This window comes from Pantoea jilinensis, from assembly GCF_019104105.1.
Classification (GTDB): Bacteria; Pseudomonadota; Gammaproteobacteria; order Enterobacterales; family Enterobacteriaceae; genus Pantoea; species Pantoea eucalypti.
This window is the reverse complement of record NZ_CP077748.1, coordinates 104,407-126,315: the sequence shown is the minus strand read 5'-3', so window position 1 is coordinate 126,315 and position 21,909 is coordinate 104,407. Positions and strand designations below refer to the sequence as shown.

23 protein-coding genes and 1 riboswitch are annotated in these 21,909 nt (G+C 52.5%); of the genes, 14 read left to right on the top strand and 9 right to left on the bottom strand.

Going from position 1 to position 21,909, the window contains the following annotated elements:
- Positions 1-201 precede the first annotated feature (201 nt).
- The gene (locus tag KTJ90_RS20075) at positions 202-693 is read left to right on the top strand and encodes a hypothetical protein (protein ID WP_499027006.1); all 492 of its coding nucleotides are present in this window, start codon (positions 202-204) and stop codon (positions 691-693) included.
- Between the two features lie 109 nt (positions 694-802).
- Here KTJ90_RS20075 and KTJ90_RS20070 read toward each other — a convergent pair whose 3' ends face one another.
- On the bottom strand, positions 803-1,222 hold the full coding sequence (locus KTJ90_RS20070; RefSeq protein ID WP_316250744.1) for a cell envelope integrity TolA C-terminal domain-containing protein: 420 nt from the start codon (positions 1,220-1,222) through the stop codon (positions 803-805).
- A gap of 222 nt (positions 1,223-1,444) precedes the next feature.
- On the opposite strand from KTJ90_RS20070, the gene KTJ90_RS20065 reads away from it, so the two are divergent.
- Both KTJ90_RS20065 and map read left to right on the top strand, forming a co-directional pair.
- Positions 1,445-1,690, top strand: coding sequence for a ParD-like family protein (locus tag KTJ90_RS20065; RefSeq protein ID WP_003854973.1), 246 nt, complete (start codon positions 1,445-1,447; stop codon positions 1,688-1,690).
- A complete protein-coding gene (map, locus tag KTJ90_RS20060; RefSeq protein ID WP_499027003.1) occupies positions 1,687-2,472 on the top strand; it encodes a type I methionyl aminopeptidase in 786 nt (261 codons plus the stop codon). The genes KTJ90_RS20065 and map overlap by 4 nt, the downstream gene beginning before the upstream one ends.
- 36 nt (positions 2,473-2,508) lie before the next feature.
- Here map and KTJ90_RS20055 read toward each other — a convergent pair whose 3' ends face one another.
- The 3 genes from KTJ90_RS20055 to KTJ90_RS20045 all read right to left on the bottom strand — a co-directional run bounded on the left by KTJ90_RS20055 (position 2,509) and on the right by KTJ90_RS20045 (position 4,707).
- Positions 2,509-3,603 carry a sensor domain-containing diguanylate cyclase gene (locus tag KTJ90_RS20055; RefSeq protein ID WP_008924597.1) on the bottom strand — a complete coding sequence of 365 codons (1,095 nt, stop codon included), beginning with the start codon at positions 3,601-3,603 and terminating at the stop codon, positions 2,509-2,511.
- 188 nt (positions 3,604-3,791) lie between these two features.
- Positions 3,792-4,100 carry a hypothetical protein gene (locus KTJ90_RS20050; protein WP_003854970.1) on the bottom strand — a complete coding sequence of 103 codons (309 nt, stop codon included), beginning with the start codon at positions 4,098-4,100 and terminating at the stop codon, positions 3,792-3,794.
- A 265-nt stretch (positions 4,101-4,365) separates the two neighbouring features.
- Positions 4,366-4,707, bottom strand: coding sequence for a hypothetical protein (locus tag KTJ90_RS20045; RefSeq protein WP_499027001.1), 342 nt, complete (start codon positions 4,705-4,707; stop codon positions 4,366-4,368).
- A 185-nt stretch (positions 4,708-4,892) separates the two neighbouring features.
- Here KTJ90_RS20045 and KTJ90_RS20040 point away from each other — a divergent pair, with 185 nt between their 5' ends.
- Positions 4,893-5,579, top strand: coding sequence for a RipA family octameric membrane protein (locus KTJ90_RS20040; protein WP_140033910.1), 687 nt, complete (start codon positions 4,893-4,895; stop codon positions 5,577-5,579).
- A 225-nt stretch (positions 5,580-5,804) separates the two neighbouring features.
- On the opposite strand, the gene KTJ90_RS20035 is transcribed toward KTJ90_RS20040, so the two are convergent.
- Positions 5,805-6,854 carry an NAD(P)-dependent alcohol dehydrogenase gene (locus KTJ90_RS20035; protein WP_105099791.1) on the bottom strand — a complete coding sequence of 350 codons (1,050 nt, stop codon included), beginning with the start codon at positions 6,852-6,854 and terminating at the stop codon, positions 5,805-5,807.
- A gap of 110 nt (positions 6,855-6,964) precedes the next feature.
- Between KTJ90_RS20035 and KTJ90_RS20030 the strand changes: the two genes are divergently transcribed.
- Positions 6,965-7,369: a winged helix-turn-helix transcriptional regulator gene (locus tag KTJ90_RS20030; protein ID WP_003854965.1), complete on the top strand. Its 405-nt coding sequence runs from the start codon at positions 6,965-6,967 to the stop codon at positions 7,367-7,369.
- A gap of 13 nt (positions 7,370-7,382) precedes the next feature.
- Here KTJ90_RS20030 and KTJ90_RS20025 read toward each other — a convergent pair whose 3' ends face one another.
- Complete coding sequence (locus KTJ90_RS20025) at positions 7,383-8,204, bottom strand: Cof-type HAD-IIB family hydrolase (RefSeq protein WP_499027070.1); 822 nt, start codon at positions 8,202-8,204, stop codon at positions 7,383-7,385.
- A gap of 254 nt (positions 8,205-8,458) precedes the next feature.
- Between KTJ90_RS20025 and KTJ90_RS20020 the strand changes: the two genes are divergently transcribed.
- Positions 8,459-9,724, top strand: coding sequence for a DUF1479 domain-containing protein (locus KTJ90_RS20020; RefSeq protein WP_499026999.1), 1,266 nt, complete (start codon positions 8,459-8,461; stop codon positions 9,722-9,724).
- A gap of 76 nt (positions 9,725-9,800) precedes the next feature.
- The gene (locus KTJ90_RS20015) at positions 9,801-10,550 is read left to right on the top strand and encodes a DeoR/GlpR family DNA-binding transcription regulator (protein WP_008924592.1); all 750 of its coding nucleotides are present in this window, start codon (positions 9,801-9,803) and stop codon (positions 10,548-10,550) included.
- Here KTJ90_RS20015 and KTJ90_RS20010 read toward each other — a convergent pair.
- Entirely contained in the window at positions 10,547-11,563 is a 1,017-nt protein-coding gene (locus KTJ90_RS20010; RefSeq protein ID WP_432537073.1) for a LacI family DNA-binding transcriptional regulator, read from the bottom strand. The two genes, KTJ90_RS20015 and KTJ90_RS20010, sit on opposite strands and share 4 nt — an antisense overlap.
- Positions 11,564-11,820: 257 nt before the next feature.
- Here KTJ90_RS20010 and ascF point away from each other — a divergent pair, with 257 nt between their 5' ends.
- From ascF to KTJ90_RS19980, 6 genes are all read left to right on the top strand, one after another.
- On the top strand, positions 11,821-13,269 hold the full coding sequence (gene ascF / locus KTJ90_RS20005; protein ID WP_187513424.1) for a PTS cellobiose/arbutin/salicin transporter subunit IIBC: 1,449 nt from the start codon (positions 11,821-11,823) through the stop codon (positions 13,267-13,269).
- A gap of 35 nt (positions 13,270-13,304) precedes the next feature.
- The gene (locus KTJ90_RS20000; protein ID WP_003854953.1) at positions 13,305-14,735 is read left to right on the top strand and encodes a 6-phospho-beta-glucosidase; all 1,431 of its coding nucleotides are present in this window, start codon (positions 13,305-13,307) and stop codon (positions 14,733-14,735) included.
- A 105-nt stretch (positions 14,736-14,840) separates the two neighbouring features.
- A riboswitch (TPP riboswitch) is annotated at positions 14,841-14,943 on the top strand.
- A gap of 68 nt (positions 14,944-15,011) precedes the next feature.
- The gene (gene tenA / locus KTJ90_RS19995) at positions 15,012-15,713 is read left to right on the top strand and encodes a TenA family protein (RefSeq protein WP_499026996.1); all 702 of its coding nucleotides are present in this window, start codon (positions 15,012-15,014) and stop codon (positions 15,711-15,713) included.
- The gene (locus KTJ90_RS19990) at positions 15,710-16,450 is read left to right on the top strand and encodes an ABC transporter ATP-binding protein (RefSeq protein ID WP_499026994.1); all 741 of its coding nucleotides are present in this window, start codon (positions 15,710-15,712) and stop codon (positions 16,448-16,450) included. Before tenA ends, KTJ90_RS19990 begins: the two co-directional genes overlap by 4 nt.
- Positions 16,447-17,202 carry an ABC transporter permease gene (locus tag KTJ90_RS19985; protein ID WP_003854948.1) on the top strand — a complete coding sequence of 252 codons (756 nt, stop codon included), beginning with the start codon at positions 16,447-16,449 and terminating at the stop codon, positions 17,200-17,202. The genes KTJ90_RS19990 and KTJ90_RS19985 overlap by 4 nt, the downstream gene beginning before the upstream one ends.
- Before the next feature lie 23 nt (positions 17,203-17,225).
- Complete coding sequence (locus KTJ90_RS19980) at positions 17,226-18,161, top strand: ABC transporter substrate-binding protein (RefSeq protein WP_003854946.1); 936 nt, start codon at positions 17,226-17,228, stop codon at positions 18,159-18,161.
- Between the two features lie 33 nt (positions 18,162-18,194).
- Here KTJ90_RS19980 and KTJ90_RS19975 read toward each other — a convergent pair whose 3' ends face one another.
- Together KTJ90_RS19975 and KTJ90_RS19970 are read right to left on the bottom strand one after the other, a co-directional pair.
- Positions 18,195-19,967, bottom strand: coding sequence for a sensor domain-containing phosphodiesterase (locus KTJ90_RS19975; RefSeq protein WP_110411923.1), 1,773 nt, complete (start codon positions 19,965-19,967; stop codon positions 18,195-18,197).
- 151 nt (positions 19,968-20,118) lie between these two features.
- A complete protein-coding gene (locus KTJ90_RS19970) occupies positions 20,119-21,345 on the bottom strand; it encodes an FAD-dependent oxidoreductase (protein ID WP_140033912.1) in 1,227 nt (408 codons plus the stop codon).
- Positions 21,346-21,508: 163 nt separating this feature from the next.
- Here KTJ90_RS19970 and KTJ90_RS19965 point away from each other — a divergent pair, with 163 nt between their 5' ends.
- Complete coding sequence (locus tag KTJ90_RS19965) at positions 21,509-21,817, top strand: YicS family protein (RefSeq protein WP_003854940.1); 309 nt, start codon at positions 21,509-21,511, stop codon at positions 21,815-21,817.
- Positions 21,818-21,909: the final 92 nt, after the last annotated feature.

Here is a 21,909-nt window from a genome sequence, read left to right as displayed (position 1 = left end):
CCGTGCAGCGGTCTGGCTGGTCAGTCGTAAACTGAGTGTTGAACACAAGGCGACGTTCGCGTCTGATTCATCGGATGGGCTGCAAGCTGAGAGGGTATAACGTTGTAGTCGTCCTTAAAAGATCAGGCTCATCCGACATACCCTTGTGATATTCTCTGCACTCTGGCGAAACCTGTCCTGTATATTATTCGCTACGGAGGCATGATGACAGACTCAGATTCCATCAAATTAGCTATGCTGTTTCTTATTGCCTTCTGGATATATTACCTGAAAATTACACGCAGCTTTTCAGGACGATTTATCTATTTTGATAAAAGAAAAAAAGATGTCTCATTACGCCTGTCAGTTTTTGGCACACCAGGAGACACGTCCGATCTTAGCGACATTATTATTTCACTTAAAAAGTGTTTACAGGATCTTGAAAATAAAAATTATCATAGCGTGACATTTGAATCACACCTCATTACTGCAGAGATGATAGAATCTATTCAGCGCTTTACACAGGAACAGGGTTATTCATTTCAGAACGTCATGTTCTGCTACACCTCAAAATGGCAACGCGTAGTCATTCCACTTAAAACGGCCCTCTGCCGTTTCAACCTGAAATTTGCTAATCCGACAACCACAACATTCACTGTCGTACTTAATCGAAGCCCAGCTTCCGGCTTTGATAATATTTATATCGGTAAGTGACATTATTCCTGATACAGCATGTGAGAGCGTAGTCTGGGTTTCAGAAGCGTAACACGTAAACAGATCAGCATTGAATCCAGTGCGTTACACTCCGGATAGCTCTCATCGTTCACTGCGGAGCAAAATGGATTGTCATACTGTCCTTCTGGAATGGGCGGCCCACGGGGAAAGTATTGTTATCTACTGCCTGATTAATGGCTTCAGTAGCCGCAACGCACAGATCCGGATCGCCGCCCACAACATTTATCTTTACCGAATGATCACGTTGCGCCAGCTTAATTCTTACGTCACATGTTTTACCGCGATAAGTATCTGCATCGAAGAAGCGATGCTGTATTGATGTTGAGGCCTGGCATATCCAAAGCATCGCCTCGCGTTGTTGCGTTTGCTGAGGTGTCTGAGCTTCACACTGTGATTTAATCTCTGATGCGTCTGGAGACTTAATTCCCTTATGATTGATAGGGTTTGTCCGTGTATTGCATCCGGAAAGGACCAGTGCGAATGTTAAAACAACAATTTTTTTCATCATGGCTTCCCTGTCGATTTTCCTGATTTGTAGCATGAATAGTGCAATTGAGTAGCCACCGCCAATAGACTCTCTTCAAAGCAAATACCACGATCTCCACACCGGCAACCCGACAAAGTCTATAAAACTTGTACGGAAATTCATACAGCCATTCACGCCCTCTTTGCAAATCACATCCGCTACCGTTACTCTATACGAAACGTATACACTTCATATAAGGCTTGTATGGGTATCGTAAAAATTTCCGACCTGATGCATGAGAATCTCCGCATCGCCAGCCAGGCGATGAGCCGCTCGATCAATGCCCAGGCAGAACACTGGCTTAAGCTTGGCATGCTGGCTGAACTCTATCCGCAGCAGACTCAACACCAACTGGCGCAAATGCTGATCCGGCTTGAACTGGAAGGCAGCGCTGATATTCGCAGTATGCTCCCAAAAGAGAGCCTCATCCCACAAGGAGACGTGTCATGAACACCGTTAAAATACATACCGCAGCGGAAATTGAAATGGCGCGCGCAGCCGGACAGGCTGCTGCTCAGGTACTGGCGATGATCACGCCTCATGTGCGTCCCGGTATCACCACGGAAGAACTGGATGATATCTGCCACGACTTCATTGTGAATGAACTTAAGGTCATACCCGCGAACATTGGCTATCACGGCTATACCCGCACCACCTGCACATCGGTTAATCATGTGGTATGCCACGGTATTCCGGCCAGTAAGACGCTTAAGGATGGCGATATTGTGAATATCGATGTGGCGGTCATCAAAGATGGCTGGTACGGCGATACCAGCCGCATGTACTTTGTCGGCACCCCATCAGTCCGGGCCAAACGTCTGGTTGAGATCACCTATCAGTCGATGGTTGCGGGTATTAAAACAGTTCGTCCTGGCGCGACGCTAGGTGATGTGGGTGCAGCAATTCAGCGTGTTGCGGAAGCCGCAGGTTTCTCGGTGGTGCGTGAATATTGCGGTCACGGCGTCGGGGAGATTTACCACACCGATCCGCAGGTGTTGCACTACGGCACACCCGGTGAAGGGATGCCATTGAAAGCTGGCATGATTTTCACCATTGAACCGATGATCAACGCCGGTAAAGCAGGCACCAGCGTGCTGTCAGATGGATGGACGGTGGTCACGAAAGATCGCTCGCTTTCCGCACAATGGGAACACACCGTCGCAGTGACTGAAGAAGGTTTTGATCTGCTGACGCCGTGGCCTGAAGGCACCGGCGACTATCCCGCAATTTAATCCCCCTGCCTGAGACACTGTCTCAGGCAGTGTTCTCTATCTGCTTCTGACTTCATCCAGCGTTTCCAGCGTGCCCGAATGCCAGACCTGTATGTTATTGCGACCGGCGCGCTTAACCTGATAAAGCGCTTCATCAGCGCATCTCAGCCATTGATGGATTGATTCCGCATCACTTGCCGGTGCAATTCCAATACTCACCGAGCACTGAAAAGTGGGAGACGCTGGCAGCCGCAGCAGCGCAATGCCCTGTTTAATCTGCTCTGCCAGCAGCGTAATGCTGGCTTCGTCTGCATCCCGCACAATGACGCATAACTCATCACCCCCGAAACGGGCAGGAATATCTTTCAGTCCGACGCTATTACGAAGCAGTGCCGAGATTTCTGCCAGTAGAAAGTCACCAGCCTCATGCCCAAAGGTGTCATTCACCTGCTTGAAATGATCAACGTCCAGCAGCATTAGCCAGGCTTTACCCTCACCTCGCTGGGTGCGCAAAAACTCACTTTCCAGACGCTGCTCAAACAGACGTCGATTTGGGATTTTCAGCCCGGGATCCATCAGTGCAATACGTTCCAGCTCGCGGTTCTTTTTACGCAGACTCAGGGTCAGATTATGTGACACCACGCTGAGTGCCAGCAGATATCCGCTGGCCAGCGGCAAGGTCAGCCAGACGGTACGGGTACTGAAATTAAGCAGAATGGGCGCCTTTTCCACCAGCCAGGCCAGCATGAAGGTAAACAGAAAAGCCTTTATTGCGGATTTCAGCTGAACCCAGCCCCCAGCCGAATAGCGATCGGAGATCAGCACCGCCATGATAATAATTGAGGGCAACGGGCTTAGCGCCATGTTTGCAACCCAGAATCCGCCAAAGGCGGCATCCAGCGTTAAACTTTTGCGTTCAAATCCAGTGGGGTCGCGGGATCGCAACGCCAGTCGGTACGCTGCATAAGGCCAGACAAACGCATTAGTAAACAACAAGGCGCAGAGTTGCGGGCACATTCCCATCTCCATCAGGACAGAAAGAATGGGCAGAAAACAGAGAAAGGTACCAAGCTGGCGCATCATAAACATTCGCCGGACAAATCGCGTCGAACGTCGCTTCAGTTGTACATCATCGGGGGTGTAATAATTCATACGCGCACTGAAGCAGTTACAGGTCAGGTAAGTTTATCGGTAAATGAAGAAAAATTGTGAATTATTTGCAGATTATTCTTATTGCTTGTACGCGAGTTAATTAAAAGGTGTAATTAACTTACGGGACTGGAAACAGCGGTGAGAGATTGCCACGCGTCGTGAATAACGCGCGGCATCTCTGATGCAGATTATCTGCGGCCTTTAACGATTGAGGCAGACCAGTTGAAATCGCTGACTTCACTGGCGGTCAATGAAGAGGGCTTCTTTTTACGAAGCGGCTTTTTCTGCGCTTTTAGCGCCAGCGCTTTTTCCTTCTCCAGTTTACTGGTCATGACGATCTGACGTGCTTCACTATTAAATTCTTTTTCTTTCTTACTATCAGGCTCTTTACCGGTTCGTTGACGGTACTTCTCTGCCAGTCCGTTGTAGGTTTGCTCGACGGCCAGACGTTCATCAGCGTTGAACTGATCAATGGAAATCATCTTCTTATCGTTCATAGCGGCATGTCCTGTGGCGAGTTATTCAGGCAAGTGTATCGCATTTGCCGTTCGTGAATGCAGGGAATGGCATTAATCCGTCGACGTGATAGTTTCATGAGCCTTCCGGCAGGACAAATACGCCTGATCCTATTTGTAAGCCTGACTCAATCAGGTTTCTTTCTTAATATTAAACTAATGTTCATCAGGTTTAATGGTAGTGACCACGTACCGCCAGAGAGCAGAACCAATGATAAGAGAGACCGATCGCCTGTCACAGGCATTATTACGGCGGCATGGGATTGGCATTAAACAGAAACGCATACACTTCAGAGGCAGAGATCTGCTGTTTCAGTTGCACAACGCCCGCTATGATGTTTTCAATGGTGACCGCTGGATTGCGACTGTAGAAACTAACAATATCAACGAAGCCATTAAGCAGTTTAAAGCGCTGGATAACCCTGATGAGAAATAATCCCGCCTGATTCATGACCTGTTTCAGAGGGATCACGCCGTCAGAACCGTTTGTGTTGTGATGCAGGATAATCAGGATGCTCGAAGTTTCGAGGGTTTGTAAGAAGGTATATGGCGTGCAGCACCCGATAACGCCATTGCAGCCCTGCTGCACGATCAGCCGATGCGGCTTGAAAATGAATGCCGCACAATCGTTTGCAACGGAATCAGTGGAAAGCAGCCTGTTACGCCTGTCTACCTGGTAAGCCGGAGAGTGTTCATCCGGTTCAACGCCAAATTTAGTGTTAATTAAACCGGTGCTGATTAGAATAAAGCAAACTCCCCGAATACAGGTTTCTGATGAAAATCACCATTCACAAAGAAGATGAGCTGTTTATGCAAAACTTCTTTGATGCACCCTGCCACACTCTCGAAACAGAATCGCCGCAGGCTCAAAAAATTCAGCAATCTCTTCAGCTGGCCATTCAGCAAAAAGGTGCAGAGGCCGATGGCGACTGGAAGCGTAGCCTGACGTTTCTGCTGCTGTTTCTCTTTCTGTATGCTGCGCTGGGTGCCTCACTGACGCTTGATCTCAGCGCCCCGGGCACGGGCCATAAAAGTATTGCCTATGCGCTGGAAGCGATTCCGGTACTCATCGCCTTCTCCGGTTTTTTCATCTCTATTCTCTATCTTTTCCTGACTCGCGCCAGTGCGCGTAAACAGCGTAATTGGGAAAAAACGATTCTGGTGCTGGAGAAATACGCCATCGGAAACCTGTTCAAGGTGACACACACCCAGGGTGGCGGAACCAGCAATTACTCCGTGCCTAACCTCTCCATTTCGCTGGCGATGTTTATCTGTGTAACCTGGCTGGTGATTTATAACTATCTTACATTCACCACCAGCGGTGTATTCGGTAGTGTGATTTCGCTGTTCATCAGCACCATGGTGTATGTGATTCTGGATATTCAGTTGCTTAAGCCTTTCATCCATGTGATGGATAAAGAGGAATCAGAAAAGCGTGACGCGGATAAAGAACAGGATTAACCAGGATCTTCTGCGGTGTCAGAATACCCGGCCACTGTGAGCCGGGTATTTTTTTGCCACAAACTGGCCATTGTTACTGGCAGGCCCATTTTTGCAGCGAATTCAATGAAACGCGAAACGAACACAACCTTGGTATGTTGTAACTATATGACGGCCTTATTATACCCCACTTAGCGCTGACGAATCTCCGCCAGAAAGCCCGCTTTGATAGCGGGCCTGCCGTCATTACCAGTGAGTTTTCTGCATATCGATAACGAAACGGTATTTCACGTCACCAATCAGCATACGTTCAAAGGCTTTTTCAACGTCGTCACCGGTGATCATCTCAACGTCAGCCGTGATGTTGTGCTGACCGCAGAAGTCGAGCATCTGCTGCGTCTCCTTAATGCTGCCAATTGAGGTGCCGCTAATACTCAGGCGGCGAAACACCATTGGGGTGACATTCGGTGACTTATGCGGTTGATCGGGGATGCCGACCAGCACCAGCTGACCATTAGTTTTCAGCGCATTGAGGTAAGGATCGAGATCATGAGCCGCAGCCACACAGTCCAGAATGATATCCAGGGAGGCCTGACACGCTGCCATTTGTGCCGCGTCTCGCGAGATGACCACGTTTTTAGCACCCAGACGGCGCGCATCCGCCCCTTTTGCAGGAGAAGTGGTAAACAGAGTGACTTCTGCACCCAATGCGCTGGCGAGCTTAACCGCCATGTGTCCCAGTCCGCCAAGGCCGATAACACCTACGCGGTCGCCTGCTTTAACATTAAAATGCTGCAACGGTGACCAGACAGTCACACCTGCACACAACAGCGGTGCCACAGCGCTCAGCGCCAGATTGTTGGGTACCGTCACCACAAAATGCTGGTCGGCAATGACATGCTGCGCATACCCGCCAAAGGTGGTATTGCCAGTGTATTTGTCGGTGCCGTTATAGGTTGGTGTGAAGCCCGCTTCACAATATTGCTCTTCCTGCTGCTGGCAAAAATGGCATTCACGGCATGAATCGACCATAACACCCACGCCTACGGTATCTCCGACAGAAAAGCGTGTGACATTGTCACCTTTATCCACCACGCGTCCTACAATCTCATGACCGGGAACCAGTGGATAGCGGCTCACGCCCCATTCATTCCGTGCCATATGAAGGTCAGAATGACAGACGCCACAATAAAGGATTTCGATTTTGACATCGTCAGCCTGCACGTCACGTAACTCAATCTGACCCGCCTTTAACGGTTGATCTGACTGGGTGGCTACCAGCGCGTTAATTTTCATCTGTTGCCTCTTCTCATCTGATGGTCGTAAAGAAAGCGGCCCACTATAGACATGCAGGAACCTGTTTGGTAGTAGTTACCTTTTGGTTACCATGAATGTGAGGAGAGACTGTGCCGGTCTGGGTTGAAGGAAAACTTTATTTTTATGCGGACTCACCACCACGTCGCCTGCTTGAGCTCTTTTCCGTGAAATGGAGCACGATGGTGCTGCATGCGCTTTATCACTGGCCGGAAAATCGGGCGCGCACAGGGGAACTGGAGCGCAGCCTGCAGGGAATTTCAAAGAAGATGCTGATTCAGACGCTGCGCGAGCTTGAGCAGCGCGGGCTGGTGTCGCGTCATGTCTGGCAGGTTGTCCCGCCGAAAGTGGAGTACAGCCTTACACCACTCGGCCATACCTTTGCAGAACCGATTGAGCAGATGTATGAATGGGGTCTGGAGAATCAGGCTGCGCTGGATGAAATGGAAAATCATGCGCGCAGCCATCAGGAGAGTGGCGGAGATGACCGCCAGTGATGCACGTTACGGATTAATCGAACGGGAATTCGCGCGCCAGCACGCGCGCAATCACATTTAGCGCGCCTTCGTCGTTGTTGCTCTGTGTCTGATAGTGCGCCACGGCGGCGACAGCCTCAGCAGCATTTGCCATCGAGAAGCTAAAGCAGGCCTGACGCAGCATCTCAATGTCATTGGCGCTGTCACCAATCGCCAGCACTTCACAGTCACTGATGCCCCACTTTTCCTGTAGTAGCGCAATGCCGTGTGCTTTATGGCAACCGGGAATGATGAGATCGATAAAGCCAAAGCCGCTGGAGACCGGATGCATGATGTTTTCCAGCTCGCCAAGTGTGGCGTGCAGTCTTTGCAGCAGTGCATTTACGCCTTCGTGCTCCAGCTTCAGCGAGAACTTGAAAATGGTGTCGTCGATGGCATAAAGGTCATCACGTTTTTCGAGTCGGTGATAATGGTTTGCCAGTTGCGCCATCATCTCGTCTGAAGCGGATGCATGCACATACGCACCATTACGTCCGCAGACCACAACCGCGATGTCGGGTTCATGCGCCAGGATATCGAGGATCTTATGCACTTTCTCCTGCGCTAACTCGCCGCAGAAAATCTCTTCATTGCAGTCCGAAACCCACGCACCATTTTCTGCCACAAACGCGATTTCATCTTTAATGTCGGGAAAATAGCGCTGGAGCTGGTAGTACTGATTCCCGCTCGCCACCACAAAACGAATGCCCTTCTGCTTCAGCAGCGCATACTGACGTGAAAACCGCTGGACGTTGTACTGCTTATTATCGTCCAGAAAGGTGCCGTCCATATCCACCGCAATCATCTTAACCGCCATTTCGCCTGCCCCTTTACGTTCGCCGTTCTGTCCTTTCGGCTGATTGATTTGATTCATAAAGCTTACTCGCTGTGTGGATTAATGAGAATGCAAATAGTGACATTGCTAACGGATTTCAGAGCGTTCCGGTTCATCAGTTGTGTTAGCGCGCACGGTTTATGTCGTTAAAAGAATGTTAAGCTCAACGACAAATTACGAATGAAGATTATTTAAATTACATTCGAAACTCAACCATGACGATAAAGGAGCAGAATATGATCCGTGATGAAACCCTGGCTACCCCATTACCTGACGACGTCAAAACCGCTATCCGCAAAATGAAACAGCAGTTACGTCAACAAATCGGCGATGTTGATGCTCTGTTCAAACAGGTCTGCGACAACATCACCACTGCCATTGCGCAGGCAAAAACAGAGGAAGCGCAAACCGGCACGGCCTGGCCGGTCGTGCCAATGCAGGACATTACTGAAGGAAAGGTTTCAGATGAAACCCGGTTGCTGATTAAACGTCGCGGTTGTGTGGTGATTAAGCAGCATTTTGCACGAAATCAGGCTCTGGCCTGGGATAAGTCGATGCTCGACTATCTGGATCACAATCATTTTGATGAACAGTATCGTGGGCCCGGTGATGACTTTTTTGGCACCCTGGCTGCCTCCCGTCCTGAAATCTATCCCATCTACTGGTCGCAGGCGCAAATGCAGGCGCGGCAGAGCCCGGCAATGGCAGAGGCACAATCTTTTCTTAACCGGCTATGGACGTTTAATTCCCAGGGCAAGCAGTGGTTTGATCCGGATGTCAGCGTTATCTATCCCGACCGCATCCGTCGTCGCTTGCCGGGTACAACCTCTAAAGGCCTGGGTGCCCACACCGATTCAGGAGCACTTGAACGCTGGTTGCTGCCCGCTTATCAGCAGGTTTTCAGTAAGCTGTTCCACGGTGAATTTGCCGCATACGATCCCTGGGACGCGGCTCACCGTACCGACGTAAACGAATATGATCTGCCAGGCACCACCAAATGTTCTGTGTTTCGCACCTTTCAGGGCTGGACCGCGCTCTCCGATATGATCCCCGGCCAGGGCCTGTTGCATGTGGTGCCGGTGCCGCAGGCGATGGCTTACGTTTTGCTGCGTCCGCTGCTTTCGGATGTGCCTGAAGATGAGTTGTGCGGTGTGGCGCCGGGTCGGGTATTGCCCGTGAATGAACAGTGGCATCCGCACCTGATTGCCGGGCTCTGTTCAATACCGGCTCTTGAGGCGGGTGATTCCGTGTGGTGGCACTGTGATTTGATTCACGCTGTTGCACCGGTTGAGAACCAACAAGGCTGGGGCAACGTGATGTATATCCCCGCAGCACCGATGTGTGAGAAAAACCGCGCTTATGCCTGTCGTGTTGCAGAGGCGCTGGAGCAGGGACGTTCACCGGCCGATTTCCCGCCTGAAGACTATGAAGCAGAATGGGAGCAACGTTTCATGCCGGAAGATCTCAACCTCCATGGCCGACGGTCTCTGAATTTAGCCTGACGCAACCCCGCGTCGCGCACCGGCGCGGGATAATCCCTGTTACACTGCCTCTTTTATTTAACGGCGAAGCGCGATTATGAACCCGCGACATCATCAGATCATTCAATTAGTTAATGACAGGGGCAGCGTAACTGTCAGTGAACTGGCGCAGCATACCGGAGTTTCGGAAGTGACGGTGCGCCAGGATCTGACACTGCTGGAACGTGATCGGCTGCTTCGCCGGGTTCATGGCTCTGCGCTGGCACTGGATAGCGATAACGTCGGCACCCGCATGAATACCCGTTATTCTACCAAGCAGGCGCTGGCACGACATGCGGCCAGCCTGGTGCAGGCGGGTGAGTCGGTTTTCATCGAAGGGGGCAGTACCAATGCGCTGCTGGCGCGGGCGCTGGCCGATCGTGCGGACCTTACGCTGATTACCGTCAGCCACTATATTGCCCAGCTTCTGCGTGAGGCTGCCTGTGAAGTGATTGTGCTTGGCGGATTATTGCAGAAAAGCAGTGAATCCGTTGTGGGTCCGCTGACGCGTTATTCCATTCAGCAGGTCCATTTTCACAAAGCGTTTGTTGGTGTGGATGGCTGGCATCCGGAGACGGGTTTCACCGGCCGCAATATGCTGCGCTGTGATGTGGTAGATGCAGTGCTGGCGAAAGGCGCTGAAAGCTATGCGCTGACTGACGCGTCTAAATTTGGTCAGATTCACCCCTATCCGCTCTCATCCGGCTTTCAGGTCGGGCATGTAATTACTGATGAGACACTGGATTCCGCGACGGTCGTGCAACTCAGCGAACAGGGGATCGAGGTGATACAGATCGCGACAGGTTAAGCCGACCAGGGGCCTTTAGTCACGGAGTCCCGCATCATCAGGCTGGCCGTGAAAGGCGCCTGAGTCTGCCAGTCACCCCCGTCCAGCATGGTTACCAGGCGGTTGATCGTCTCGTCGATCATTTCTGTGACCGGTAGCTTCATACTCGATAATGACGGCGTGATATAGGGTGCCAGCGGGATATCATCAAAGCCTATTACCGAGACCTGATCGGGCACTGCAATGTTGCACTCGGTCAGGCGTTTGATTGCACCAATCGCCATCTCATCATTACTCGCCACCAGCGCAGTAAATGACACGTTGCGCTCAAGGAGCGTGTCGACGGCTGCCATACCGCTCTGCGCCGTCCATTTACCCGCCACAATATGGCGGTCGTCAGCGTTAAGGCCCTTTGCCGCCAGCGCAGAACGATAACCGTTAAGGCGCTCAACGCCGGTCGGGGAATCCTGCGAACCGGTAATAAATGCGATATCGCGGTGTCCCTGGTTCAGCAGATAGCCCACGGCCGTGGCACTGCTGGCGTGCTGATCGCTGTAAATGCAGTAGCTGTGGTTGACGCGCAGCCGCCGGTTAATAACCAGAATGGGCTGTTTGTGGCTGGAGATAATCGCATCCAGCGCGTCAATGCTGAGGAAGCGCGGATAGATGATGATGCCGTCACAGCGCAGATCGAGCAGAAACTGAATGGCCGCCTCTTCCTGCCTGGCGGTGTGCTTGCCGTCCGCCAGAATCAGCTGACGGCCCTGCTGCTCCATCATGCGTGCGGAGTGGGCCATTAACTCAGTAAAGTAGCTGCCGCTGTAAAGCGTGTTGGTGATGACCAGTCCGATTGTCTGAGACGTTTTTGTCGCCAGATTGCGGGCCAGCAAATTAGGCCGATACCCGGTTTCTGCAATCGCCTTCAACACCCTTTCACGTTTTTCCTGTCCGACGTAGCCATTACCGGAGAGCACACGTGACACTGTCGCTTTTGAAACGCCCGCCTTAATTGCTACTTCCTGAATCGTTGTCATTGTGATGCTCCTTTGCTACGTCGTCCTGCAGTTTACCTAAGCCTCTCAATATTGGAAATATTTACCCGGTATGTATACGCACATCATCAAATTTAGCAGGTGATGCACTTCACAAAATAGAAATCTGCCCGATTTATACTCTTGTCGCCGAACGTAAAGACCTTCATGATTTTGTGAAACCGGTTTCCTATTTGTCTGCTTGCAGGCATTAAAAACATAAAAATTTTGACCGATTTACCCTACAGAGAAGAGCGATCATGCCCATGAACTATGCCGAGGTGTCACGCGCCATTGTCGATGCGCTTGGCGGCCTCACCAATATCGAAGCCGTCACTCACTGCATGACCCGCCTGCGTTTTGTCCTGAAGGATCAAACACAGGTCGACTATCCACGTCTTAAAGCCATCACAGGTGTCATGGGCGTGGTACACAACGATACCCAGTACCAGGTGATCATCGGGAATAACGTATCGCAGGCTTACCAGGCGGTGCTGGAACTGGGATCGCCCGGCGCAGCTTCGACTGTGCCGGTGAAACGCAAAATTACCCTGAGAAGTATTGGCGCAGGCATTCTGGATGCGCTGGTGGGCACCATGTCGCCATTGATCCCAGCCATTATTGGTGGGTCCATGGTGAAACTGCTGGCGATGATTCTTGATATGGCGGGCGTGTTTGAAAAAGGTTCATCAACGCTGGTGATCCTCAACGTCATTGGCGACGGGGCATTCTTCTTCCTGCCGATCATGGTTGCCGCCTCAGCGGCGCTGAAGTTCAAAACTAATATGTCGCTGGCGATTGCCATTGCCGGCGTTCTGGTCCATCCCAATTTTGTTGAGCTGATGGCAAAAGCGGCGCAGGGCCAGCCGGTCGAGTTCGCTTTCATTCCGGTCACCGCGGTGAAATATACCTATACGGTGATCCCGGCGCTGGTGATGACGTGGATCCTGTCACACATTGAGCGAGGCGTGGATCGCATCACCCCTGCGGTCACTAAAAACTTCCTGAAACCGATGCTGATTGTGCTGATTGCAGCACCCATTGCGATTGTGCTGATTGGCCCGATTGGTATCTGGATCGGCAGCGGCATCTCCGCGCTGGTCTACACCGTGCATGGTTATCTTGGCTGGCTTTCTGTTGCGATTATGGGCGCTATCTGGCCGCTGCTGGTGATGACCGGTATGCACCGGGTTTTCACACCAACCATTATCCAGACCATTGCCGAAACCGGCAAAGAAGGCATGGTGATGCCGTCAGAGATCGGCGCCAATCTGTCGCTGGGCGGATCGTCGCTGGCGGTGGCGTTCCGCACTAAAAACCGTGAACTGCGCCAGACCGCACTGGCGGCAGCGGCATCAGCCATTATCGCAGGGATTTCAGAACCGGCGCTGTATGGCGTTGCAGTGCGCCTGAAACGCCCACTGATCGCCTGTCTGATCAGTGGTTTTATCTGTGGCGCGGTTGCGGGCATTGGCGGGCTGGCCAGCCACTCTATGGCCTCACCCGGCCTCTTTACCAGCGTACAGTTCTTCGATCCCACCAATCCCATGAGTATTGTCTGGGTCGGTGCGGTCATGGTGCTCTCGGTGGTGTTGTCATTCGTGCTGACGCTACTGTTAGGCTTCGAGGATATTCCTGAGACAGAACCCGAAAGCGCTGCGCAACCTGCGCCTGCTACCGAACGCGCTAACGCGATCAATAGCCATTAGGAAAAGGGTCAGGCTGACCCAAAAAAGAGGATTGCATGTCTGATTCAAGGTTCCCGCAAGGGTTTTTATGGGGCGGCGCGCTGGCCGCTAACCAGAGTGAAGGTGGTTTTCGTGAGGGCGGAAAGGGCTTAACCACCGTCGATATGATCCCCCATGGCCCAAACCGGATGCCGGTTAAACTGGGTCTGGAAAAACGTTTTGCCCTGCGTGACGACGAGTTCTACCCCAGTCATGACGCTATCGATTTCTATCACCGCTATCCGGAAGATATTGCGCTGATGGCCGAAATGGGGTTCAGCGTGTTCCGCACCTCAATTGCCTGGAGCCGGCTCTATCCTAACGGTGACGAACTGACGCCTAATCCGGAAGGCATTGCGTTTTATCGTGCGGTCTTCGAAGAGTGCCGGAAATACAATATCGAACCGCTGGTCACGCTTTGCCATTTTGATGTCCCGATGCATCTGGTCACGGAATATGGCTCATGGCGCAATCGCAAAATGGTCGATTTTTTTGCCCGTTACGCACGAAGCTGTTTCGAGGCGTTTGATGGACTGGTGAAATACTGGCTGACCTTCAACGAGATCAATATCCTGCTGCACAGTCCGTTTTCCGGGGCTGGCCTGGTCTTTGAACCCGGCGAGAATAGAGACCAGGTAAAATATCAGGCGGCACATCATGAACTGGTTGCCAGCGCGCTGGTTACGCGAATCGCGCATGAAGTGAATCCGGTCAATCAGGTCGGCTGCATGCTGGCCGGCGGCAATTTCTATCCCTGGTCGAGCAAACCGGAAGATGTCTGGGCTGCACTGGAGAAAGACCGCGAAAACCTCTTTTTTATAGATGTACAGGCGCGCGGTGCCTATCCGGCTTACGCTGCCCGCGTGTTCCGTGAAAAAGGTGTGACGCTGGAGATCGCTGACGGTGATGCCGACATTCTGAAAAACAGCGTCGATTTTGTCTCATTCAGTTACTACGCCTCACGCTGCGCGTCGGCAGAGATGAACGAGCAGAACAGTAGCGCCGCCAACGTGGTGAAATCCCTGACTAATCCCCATGTGCCACGCAGTGACTGGGGCTGGGGCATCGATCCGCTGGGGTTACGTATCACGATGAACATGATGTATGACCGCTATCAGAAGCCTCTCTTCCTGGTGGAGAATGGCCTGGGCGCACGCGATGAAGTCGACGCGAATGGCGAGATTAATGACGATTACCGCATCAGCTATCTGCGTGAACATATCCGCGCGATGGGCGACGCCATTGAAGATGGCGTGCCGGTGATGGGTTATACCAGCTGGGGCTGTATCGATCTGGTTGCCGCCTCGACCGGCGAAATGAGCAAGCGCTACGGTTTCGTCTACGTAGACCGCGACGATCTGGGTAACGGCACGCTGGCGCGTACGCGAAAAAAATCATTCTGGTGGTATAAGAAAGTGATTGCCAGTAATGGCGCAGATCTTGAGTGACACTGTCACTTAAAAAGCACATCTGAATGTACTGTTGCTTAGCAGACGTGCCTGAGCATAACACTGACGCATGCGTTGTACTCAGGCACTAATTATCGTATAACGAATGTCTCCGAGGGGTGTCCTGTCATGGGCTGAGATGGCGAAAGCCGAACCCTTTGAACCTGATCTGGGTCATGCCAGCGAAGGGACGGGTCGGCAGATTTTCTGTCACATTTCCTGCACTATCCCCTGTTCCAGACCGTATGCCCGGATCTCCCTTTTAATGGAGATCCCATGTCACATCCGCTTTTCGAGACCGGTTTCTATGGTCGTCTGCGCCAGCAGGCGGGCACGCAATGGCACGCCTATGTAAGGCACGATTTTGTGCAGCAACTCGGTCAGGGTACGCTGCCTCCTGCCGCCTTCCGTCACTATCTCACCCAGGATTATCTCTTCCTGCTCCACTTCGCCCGTGCCTGGGGTCTGCTGATCAGCAAACTCTCTGAGCCTGACGCTCTACGACGCGCTACGGCATCACTTAACGCGATTATCGGTGAACTGCCGCTGCACCTCGCTTACTGCCAGCAATGGGGCATCAGCGAGGCAACAATGGCACGTGAACCCGAAGCAGCGGAAACGCTCAATTACACCCGTTATGTGCTGGATGCCGGTCACACCGGCGATGCACTGGAGCTCATAACGGCGCTGATGCCCTGTGTTGCCGGTTACGCTGAAATCGGCCTGACTTTGCTGGATGATCCTGCGACGCGCATTGAGGGCAACCCTTACGCCGAATGGATTGAAAATTACGGCGATGAAGCCTATCTGGCCGGGGTAGGCTCGTCACTGATACTTTTTGAAACGCTGGCTCAGCAGCGCGCCGGAGAACAACGTTTTGATCGGCTGGCGGAGATTTTCACCACTGCGACCCGGCTGGAAGCGGCATTCTGGCAGATGGGGATAGATCACGCTGCCTATCTTCGGGTCAGACCATGAGCCAGCTGTGCAATGCCACACCGCCAGGTATTTCAGTTCGCCAGCTCAGCCTTACGCTGGGTCAGCAACAACTTTTCAGTCAGCTTGATCTGGAGATCGCCGGGGGTAAATTTACGGCGTTACTGGGTGCCAGCGGTGCAGGCAAAAGCAGCCTGATGCGTGTCATTGCCGGTCTTACGCCACCCAGTTCGGGACAGATTAGCGGCAGCGATGGCCTTCCGCTGACCGGACGCATCGCCTGGATGGGGCAACAGGATTTGCTCTATCCGTGGCTGACGATTGAGCAAAATGTCTGCCTGGCCAGTCGGCTGAAAGGCGAGAAAGCCGATCGCGACTGGGCGCAGTATCTGCTGGCAAGGGTTGGGCTGAGCCAGAGCGCCCGCGCGCGCCCCGCTATACTCTCCGGCGGGATGCGTCAGCGCGCTGCGCTGGCCCGCACTCTCTACACGCGTCAGCCTGTTGTGTTAATGGATGAGCCATTCTCCGCGCTGGATGCATTGACCCGTCATGAGATTCAGATGCTGGCGGCGGAGGTGCTGGTCGGTCACACGGTGCTGCTGATCACCCACGATGCCGCCGAAGCCTGTCGTCTCAGTCATCACCTGCTGGTGATCGGTGCGGCGGGAATCGAAGCCTCTCCACCACTACAGGGCCTGCCGCCAAGGGCAGCCGATGACGCCGGCTTAATACGAAGTCAGGCCGCACTGTTGAAACAGCTAAGCGGAATAGCCAGATGAGCACACGTTTCGTCCGTTTGCGTCGTGGAATTACGCTGTTTGCCGGTCTGATTGCAGCATGGTGGCTGGCCACGCTGACCTGCATTCCCGCCTTTCTGCTGCCCTCGCCCGCTGCAGTCGCTATTGCGCTGTGGCAGAACGCTGACTATCTCAGCTATCACACTCTGATTACCCTGACCGAGATCCTCAGCGGCATGGCGCTCGGCGTGCTGCTGGGTGGTGTGCTGGCGCTTGGCATGACCTATTCACCGTGGTTACAGCGCTGGATGATGCCGCTGGTGATCACCAGCCAGGCGATTCCGGTATTTGCGCTGGCTCCGCTGCTGGTTCTCTGGTTTGGCTTTGGCATGAGCGCCAAAGTCGCGATGGCCGTGCTGGTGATCTTCTTCCCGGTAACCTCCAGCTTTTTTGATGGCCTGCGCCGCGTTACGCCCGGCTACCTTGACCTGGCTCGCACTATGGGCGCTTCCCCTTCAGCACAACTGCGCCATGTCAGGCTGCCAGCGGCGCTGCCTGCGCTGGGTTCAGGGTTACGGATGGCGGCGGCCGTCGCGCCGATAGGGGCAATTATCGGCGAATGGGTCGGCTCAGCGGAAGGGCTGGGTTTCGTGATGCTGAATGCCAATGCCCGGATGCAGAGCGACCTCTGTTTCGCTGCCCTGTTCATTCTGGTGCTGATGACCCTCGCCCTGTGGCTGACTATCGATCGCCTGCTGCGCCGCCTGATTAGCTGGGCTCCTGAGACAATTTGATGACCCTTAAAATGAGAAATCCCATGACTAAACTGCCCCTGTTAACCCTGCTCTTCAGCGCCACCTTAACCACTCAGGTTCAGGCGATGGAAAAACTGACGCTGGTACTCGACTGGTATATCAATCCCGATCACGCGCCAATTATGGTGGCGCAGCAGACCGGCGCGTTTGCCGCTGAAGGACTGGAGGTAAATATCGTGCCGCCTTCCGATCCGGCCCTGCCGCCACGTCTGGTCGCGGCAAAGCAGGCGGACTTAGCCATTACCTATCAGCCTCAGCTGCATTTCTTCGCCGATCAGGGATTGCCACTGATGCGGGTCGGCACGTTGATTGACACGCCACTGAACACACTGATGACGTTAGACAAAACGGTAAAAAAACCGGCGGATTTAAAAGGTAAACGCATCGGCTATTCAGTGAGTGGTATTGAACAGGCGACGCTGGCGACCATGCTGGCCCATGACGGCGTCAAAGCCGATCAGGTCAAATTGATTAACGTTAATTTTCAGCTCACCAGTGCCCTGATGACCGGCCAGGTAGATGCGGTTATCGGCGGCTATCGCAATATTGAAGCGCTGGAGTTGAAACTTGCCGGCAAAGAACCCGTGGTGCTTAACGTCGAGGATTATGGTGTTCCCGCTTATGACGAGCTGATTATCGTCGCCAACCGTGACGAGGCGCACTCGGAGAAGATTCAGAAGTTTCTGCGGGCATTGAAGAAGGGAAATGCGGAGCTGCAGGCGCATCCTGAGGAGAACTGGCTGATCTTTGCCCGCGAGCATCCTGAGCTGAATACACCGCTAAACCATCAGGCATGGCGTGCCACGCTGCCGCTGTTCGCCGCCGATCCGGCAAAACTGGATCGTGCACGCTATCAGGCTTATGAGCAATTTCTGTTTGATAACAAGCTGATTAAAGGCATCACGCCGGTTCAGCGCTACGCTATCGGCAGTGAGTGATAAGCGCCCGCAGCGAGCGCTGCGGGCAGGTTATTAATGAGACTTCTGAAACAACCAGTGTTCAATGTCACTGGCGGGCAGAGGTTTTGAGAAGAAGTAACCCTGAATCTGATCGCAACCGTAGGTTTTCAGTAATCCCAGCGTCGCTTCCGTTTCGACGCCTTCAGCCAGCACGGTATAATTCAGCTCTTTCAGCATCTGGATAATGCATCTGACGATGATTTTCGATGCGTCATCCTCACCCATACGCGAGATCAGTGACCGGTCAATTTTAATCACATCCAGCGGGATATCCTGCAAATAGCTAATGTTGCTGTAACCGGTGCCGAAATCATCCAGTGAGATCACAAAACCGTGAGATTTCAGCGCTTCCAGCCCTTTTATCGCCACATCACTTTTGGTGATCAGTTCATTCTCCAGACACTCAATGCCCAGGATAGCGTTAGGCAACTGAGCGGCCGCGAGTTTAGCCACCAGCTCATCGGCAAAATCGGGCCTGGCGAAATCGCGCTCACTGACGTTGATTGAGACCGGAATCAGATCATATTCGCGATTCCAGCGCGCCAGTTGTTCAACGGTGTGATCGATAACCCAGTTGGTCAGATCGGAAATCAGGTTGGTTTTACCCGCTAACGGAATAAATTCGGATGGAAAGAGCTCACCTCGCTCAGGATGATTCCAGCGAATCAGCGCCTCCAGCCCGACCGTCTTACCAGTTCTGAGGCACACTTTAGGCTGCCAGGCCAGATAGAGCTCTTCATCTTTATTCAGCGCCTGAGCCAGATCGTTCATGATCATAAAATCATCGGTGCGCCGCGAGTCGTAACTCTCGTCAAACGACATTGCATTGATGTTTTCATCAATGGCCTCATGCAGCGCGCTCACGGCCTGACGTATGGTTTCATTCGCATTCATCTGGCCCGGAACAAACTCTGTTTCGCCAGTAAAGACATTCAGATCGAGCGTAATATTTTCCGCCAGGTCGGCCTTCATGCCTTTAAACAGGTCGGGCATATTGTGTGCTGTAAACCGATCCGAATAGGGCTGAACGATGGCGAAACGGCCAGGTGCAAACGAATAGAGTGTTTCATTCTCCGGCAGATTGAGCCGGTTTGCGACATCCTGCGCCATCTGCTTCAGGAGTTTTTCCATCGGCGCAACGCCTACCGCGCGCGTAAGTTCATAAGCGCGAATGATATCGAGACAGTCGATAAGAATCAGGCGAAAACGGCTATGAGGCGCGGTCAGGGTTAGCTGATGAATATCACGAATCAGGCGGGGACGATTCGGCAGATGCGTAATAACGTCGGCAAAACCCGCGTTATTCCAGGCATCCAGAAAAGAGGAAACCAGCGTAGCCAGTGAGCGCAGCGTGACGAGTTTGTCATCCGCAAAGGGATGTGGCTGCGTATCAGTTACACAGAGTGTGCCCAGCACGGCACCGTCGAGGTTCTGCAGCGAAACGCCGGCATAAAAGCGAATATGCGGGTCGCCTTTAACAAACGGGTGAGTAACAAAGCGCTCATCCAGTAAAGTGTCATACACGACCAGGTGCCCTTCACCATCAATAACATGGCGGCAGAGAGACTCATCGCGGGTCGATTGCTTAAGATCAAAGTTACGTGAGGCTTTAATATACTGATTGTGGTCGTCAACAATCGAAATGAAACTGCCTGAAATACCCAGCACCTGGCTGGCGAGATTAACAAATCTCTCCAGCACTTTGTCCCGTGCTTCATCTGGCGACAAAAGTGCCTTAATTGCACTAAGACGTTTTACGTCGCTGCCGTTTTGCTCGTTATGCACTGAAACCTCTCTTATGCAGGCGCAAAAATCGAAATAATTTAGCTTACAAATGCTCAATTAACGCCCAATTATCAGATAAATAACGGCTCAATCTGACAGTACTTTCACAGCGAAACAGTGTCGCACGATATATGATCGCTGTCGAAACCATTTAACGCTCTTCTTTCACGCGCGCAACCTGTGGCGACTCCGGTCTGAAGCCAAGACCAATCAGGCGTCCCAGCACGAAACGCAAGAATGGCAGGCGACGGATAATCGCAGGAATCTTGCTACTGCCCGAGGGTTTTCTATTTGCTTTGTTGCGACTCATTTTAATCTGAAGAAACTGCGTGGCGACGGTAGGGAACTGACGTCGTTTCTGCACATTTTCCAGATCGCGCAGTTGCAGTTCACCCCGCTTCAGGGATTCCGTCAGGAGGTTGGCCGTCGCAACTGCATCCTGAATCGCCAGATTTACACCCACCCCGCCAATTGGCGACATGGCATGAGCCGCATCACCAATACAGAGCACGCCGGGTCTGGCCCACTTATCCAGCCGGTCAATACGTATCGACAGCAGCTTAAACGCCTCCCAGCTCTCGATTTCTGCCATGCGCGTCGCTTCAAAAGGTGATAGTGCCACAACCTCTGCTTTAAACGCGTCGAGTCCGGCAGCCTGTTTCGCTTCAAACTCTCCTTTCGGAATGGTCAGCCCGCACTGCCAGTAATCACCGCGATCGATAACGATAAAGTTCTGACGGGGTCCTTTATGTCCCATCCCAATGTCGGGATCCTGTGGCTGCTTACTTAAGCGGAACCATATAACATCGCGCGCTGCGCCAAATTCCTGTCCCGTCAGCCCGGCCGCTTCGCGCACACGGGAATGGCGGCCATCGGCACCGACCACCAGTTTACATGTGATATGCAGCTGCTGATTCCCACGAGAAGCCGTCACGCCACTGACCGTGCCATTCTCATATTTCAGCGACTCAAACGACGTTGATTGCAGCAGACTGAAGCCGGGATAGCGGATGCTCTGTTCTGCCATGTAGTTCAGGAAATCCCACTGAGGCATAAAGGCAATAAAGCGACACTGAACCGGCAAACGTGAGAAATCAGCCATTGTAATGCTCTGTCCTGCTATCTCCGCCTCCAGCTTTTCAGCACGCTGATGCGGTAGCCTCAGGAAAGCGTCCAGGAGTTCGAGCTGATGCATAATTTCCAGCGTCGAGGGGTGGATGGTATCACCACGAAAATCGTGCAGAAAATCGGCGTGCTTTTCGATCACTATGACACGCAGTCCCGCGCGGGCAAAAAGATAGCCCAGCATTAATCCCGCAGGACCACCACCCACAATACAGCAGTCAGTGGTGAGAATTTCAGTGGAATGTGGCTGCATATCAGCTCCCTGTTGCGCCAGTATTGCTATGATTATTGCGTCAGCCGTGGCGATATGACCGCCACCGGTTGATGGTGCTGTGCTCAGACTAATCACTCAATGCGATTTATTCCAATCGAAGCTGCTGAACGGCCATTATTGATTCAGCAGTGAGGAGATCATCATGAACGTGATCCGCAATACACTTTTTATTCTGCCGCTGTTAAGCCCACTGGTTGTGGTCGCCGCGCCGTATGACACCCTGAAGTTTGCTCTGCGGCAGCAGCAAATAACGGATGATCTGCGCCAGAAGTGTCAGATATTGCCCGCCGTATCTGATGAAAAATTGCGGCAGACGTTTATCAACGATAAACAGAACATGGAACAGAATCAGGCAACATTAAAAGCAGCGGTGCAGGCCCTGAAAAATCATGACAATCCAGCCTATCGCGAACGCGTGGCACAAGTGGTTTGTCCACCACAAACCGAGTAACACTTTTCCTCAGGCGAAATTGATCCTGGCGTTTGTTTTCACTTTACCACTCAGTAAACTGGCACGCTGGTTTGTTTAAACAAGAATGTCTT

Excerpts from the sequence above, each read along its gene's own strand:
- KTJ90_RS20075 (WP_499027006.1), top strand. The coding sequence starts at position 202 with ATGATGACAGACTCAGATTCCATCAAATTAGCTATGCTGTTTCTTATT.
- KTJ90_RS20070 (WP_316250744.1), bottom strand. The coding sequence starts at position 1,222 with ATGATGAAAAAAATTGTTGTTTTAACATTCGCACTGGTCCTTTCCGGA.
- KTJ90_RS20065 (WP_003854973.1), top strand. The coding sequence starts at position 1,445 with ATGGGTATCGTAAAAATTTCCGACCTGATGCATGAGAATCTCCGCATC.
- map (WP_499027003.1), top strand. The coding sequence starts at position 1,687 with ATGAACACCGTTAAAATACATACCGCAGCGGAAATTGAAATGGCGCGC.
- KTJ90_RS20055 (WP_008924597.1), bottom strand. The coding sequence starts at position 3,603 with ATGAATTATTACACCCCCGATGATGTACAACTGAAGCGACGTTCGACG.
- KTJ90_RS20050 (WP_003854970.1), bottom strand. The coding sequence starts at position 4,100 with ATGAACGATAAGAAGATGATTTCCATTGATCAGTTCAACGCTGATGAA.
- KTJ90_RS20040 (WP_140033910.1), top strand. The coding sequence starts at position 4,893 with ATGAAAATCACCATTCACAAAGAAGATGAGCTGTTTATGCAAAACTTC.
- KTJ90_RS20035 (WP_105099791.1), bottom strand. The coding sequence starts at position 6,854 with ATGAAAATTAACGCGCTGGTAGCCACCCAGTCAGATCAACCGTTAAAG.
- KTJ90_RS20025 (WP_499027070.1), bottom strand. The coding sequence starts at position 8,204 with ATGGCGGTTAAGATGATTGCGGTGGATATGGACGGCACCTTTCTGGAC.
- KTJ90_RS20020 (WP_499026999.1), top strand. The coding sequence starts at position 8,459 with ATGATCCGTGATGAAACCCTGGCTACCCCATTACCTGACGACGTCAAA.
- KTJ90_RS20015 (WP_008924592.1), top strand. The coding sequence starts at position 9,801 with ATGAACCCGCGACATCATCAGATCATTCAATTAGTTAATGACAGGGGC.
- KTJ90_RS20010 (WP_432537073.1), bottom strand. The coding sequence starts at position 11,563 with ATGACAACGATTCAGGAAGTAGCAATTAAGGCGGGCGTTTCAAAAGCG.
- ascF (WP_187513424.1), top strand. The coding sequence starts at position 11,821 with ATGCCCATGAACTATGCCGAGGTGTCACGCGCCATTGTCGATGCGCTT.
- KTJ90_RS20000 (WP_003854953.1), top strand. The coding sequence starts at position 13,305 with ATGTCTGATTCAAGGTTCCCGCAAGGGTTTTTATGGGGCGGCGCGCTG.
- tenA (WP_499026996.1), top strand. The coding sequence starts at position 15,012 with ATGTCACATCCGCTTTTCGAGACCGGTTTCTATGGTCGTCTGCGCCAG.
- KTJ90_RS19990 (WP_499026994.1), top strand. The coding sequence starts at position 15,710 with ATGAGCCAGCTGTGCAATGCCACACCGCCAGGTATTTCAGTTCGCCAG.
- KTJ90_RS19985 (WP_003854948.1), top strand. The coding sequence starts at position 16,447 with ATGAGCACACGTTTCGTCCGTTTGCGTCGTGGAATTACGCTGTTTGCC.
- KTJ90_RS19980 (WP_003854946.1), top strand. The coding sequence starts at position 17,226 with ATGACTAAACTGCCCCTGTTAACCCTGCTCTTCAGCGCCACCTTAACC.
- KTJ90_RS19970 (WP_140033912.1), bottom strand. The coding sequence starts at position 21,345 with ATGCAGCCACATTCCACTGAAATTCTCACCACTGACTGCTGTATTGTG.
- KTJ90_RS19965 (WP_003854940.1), top strand. The coding sequence starts at position 21,509 with ATGAACGTGATCCGCAATACACTTTTTATTCTGCCGCTGTTAAGCCCA.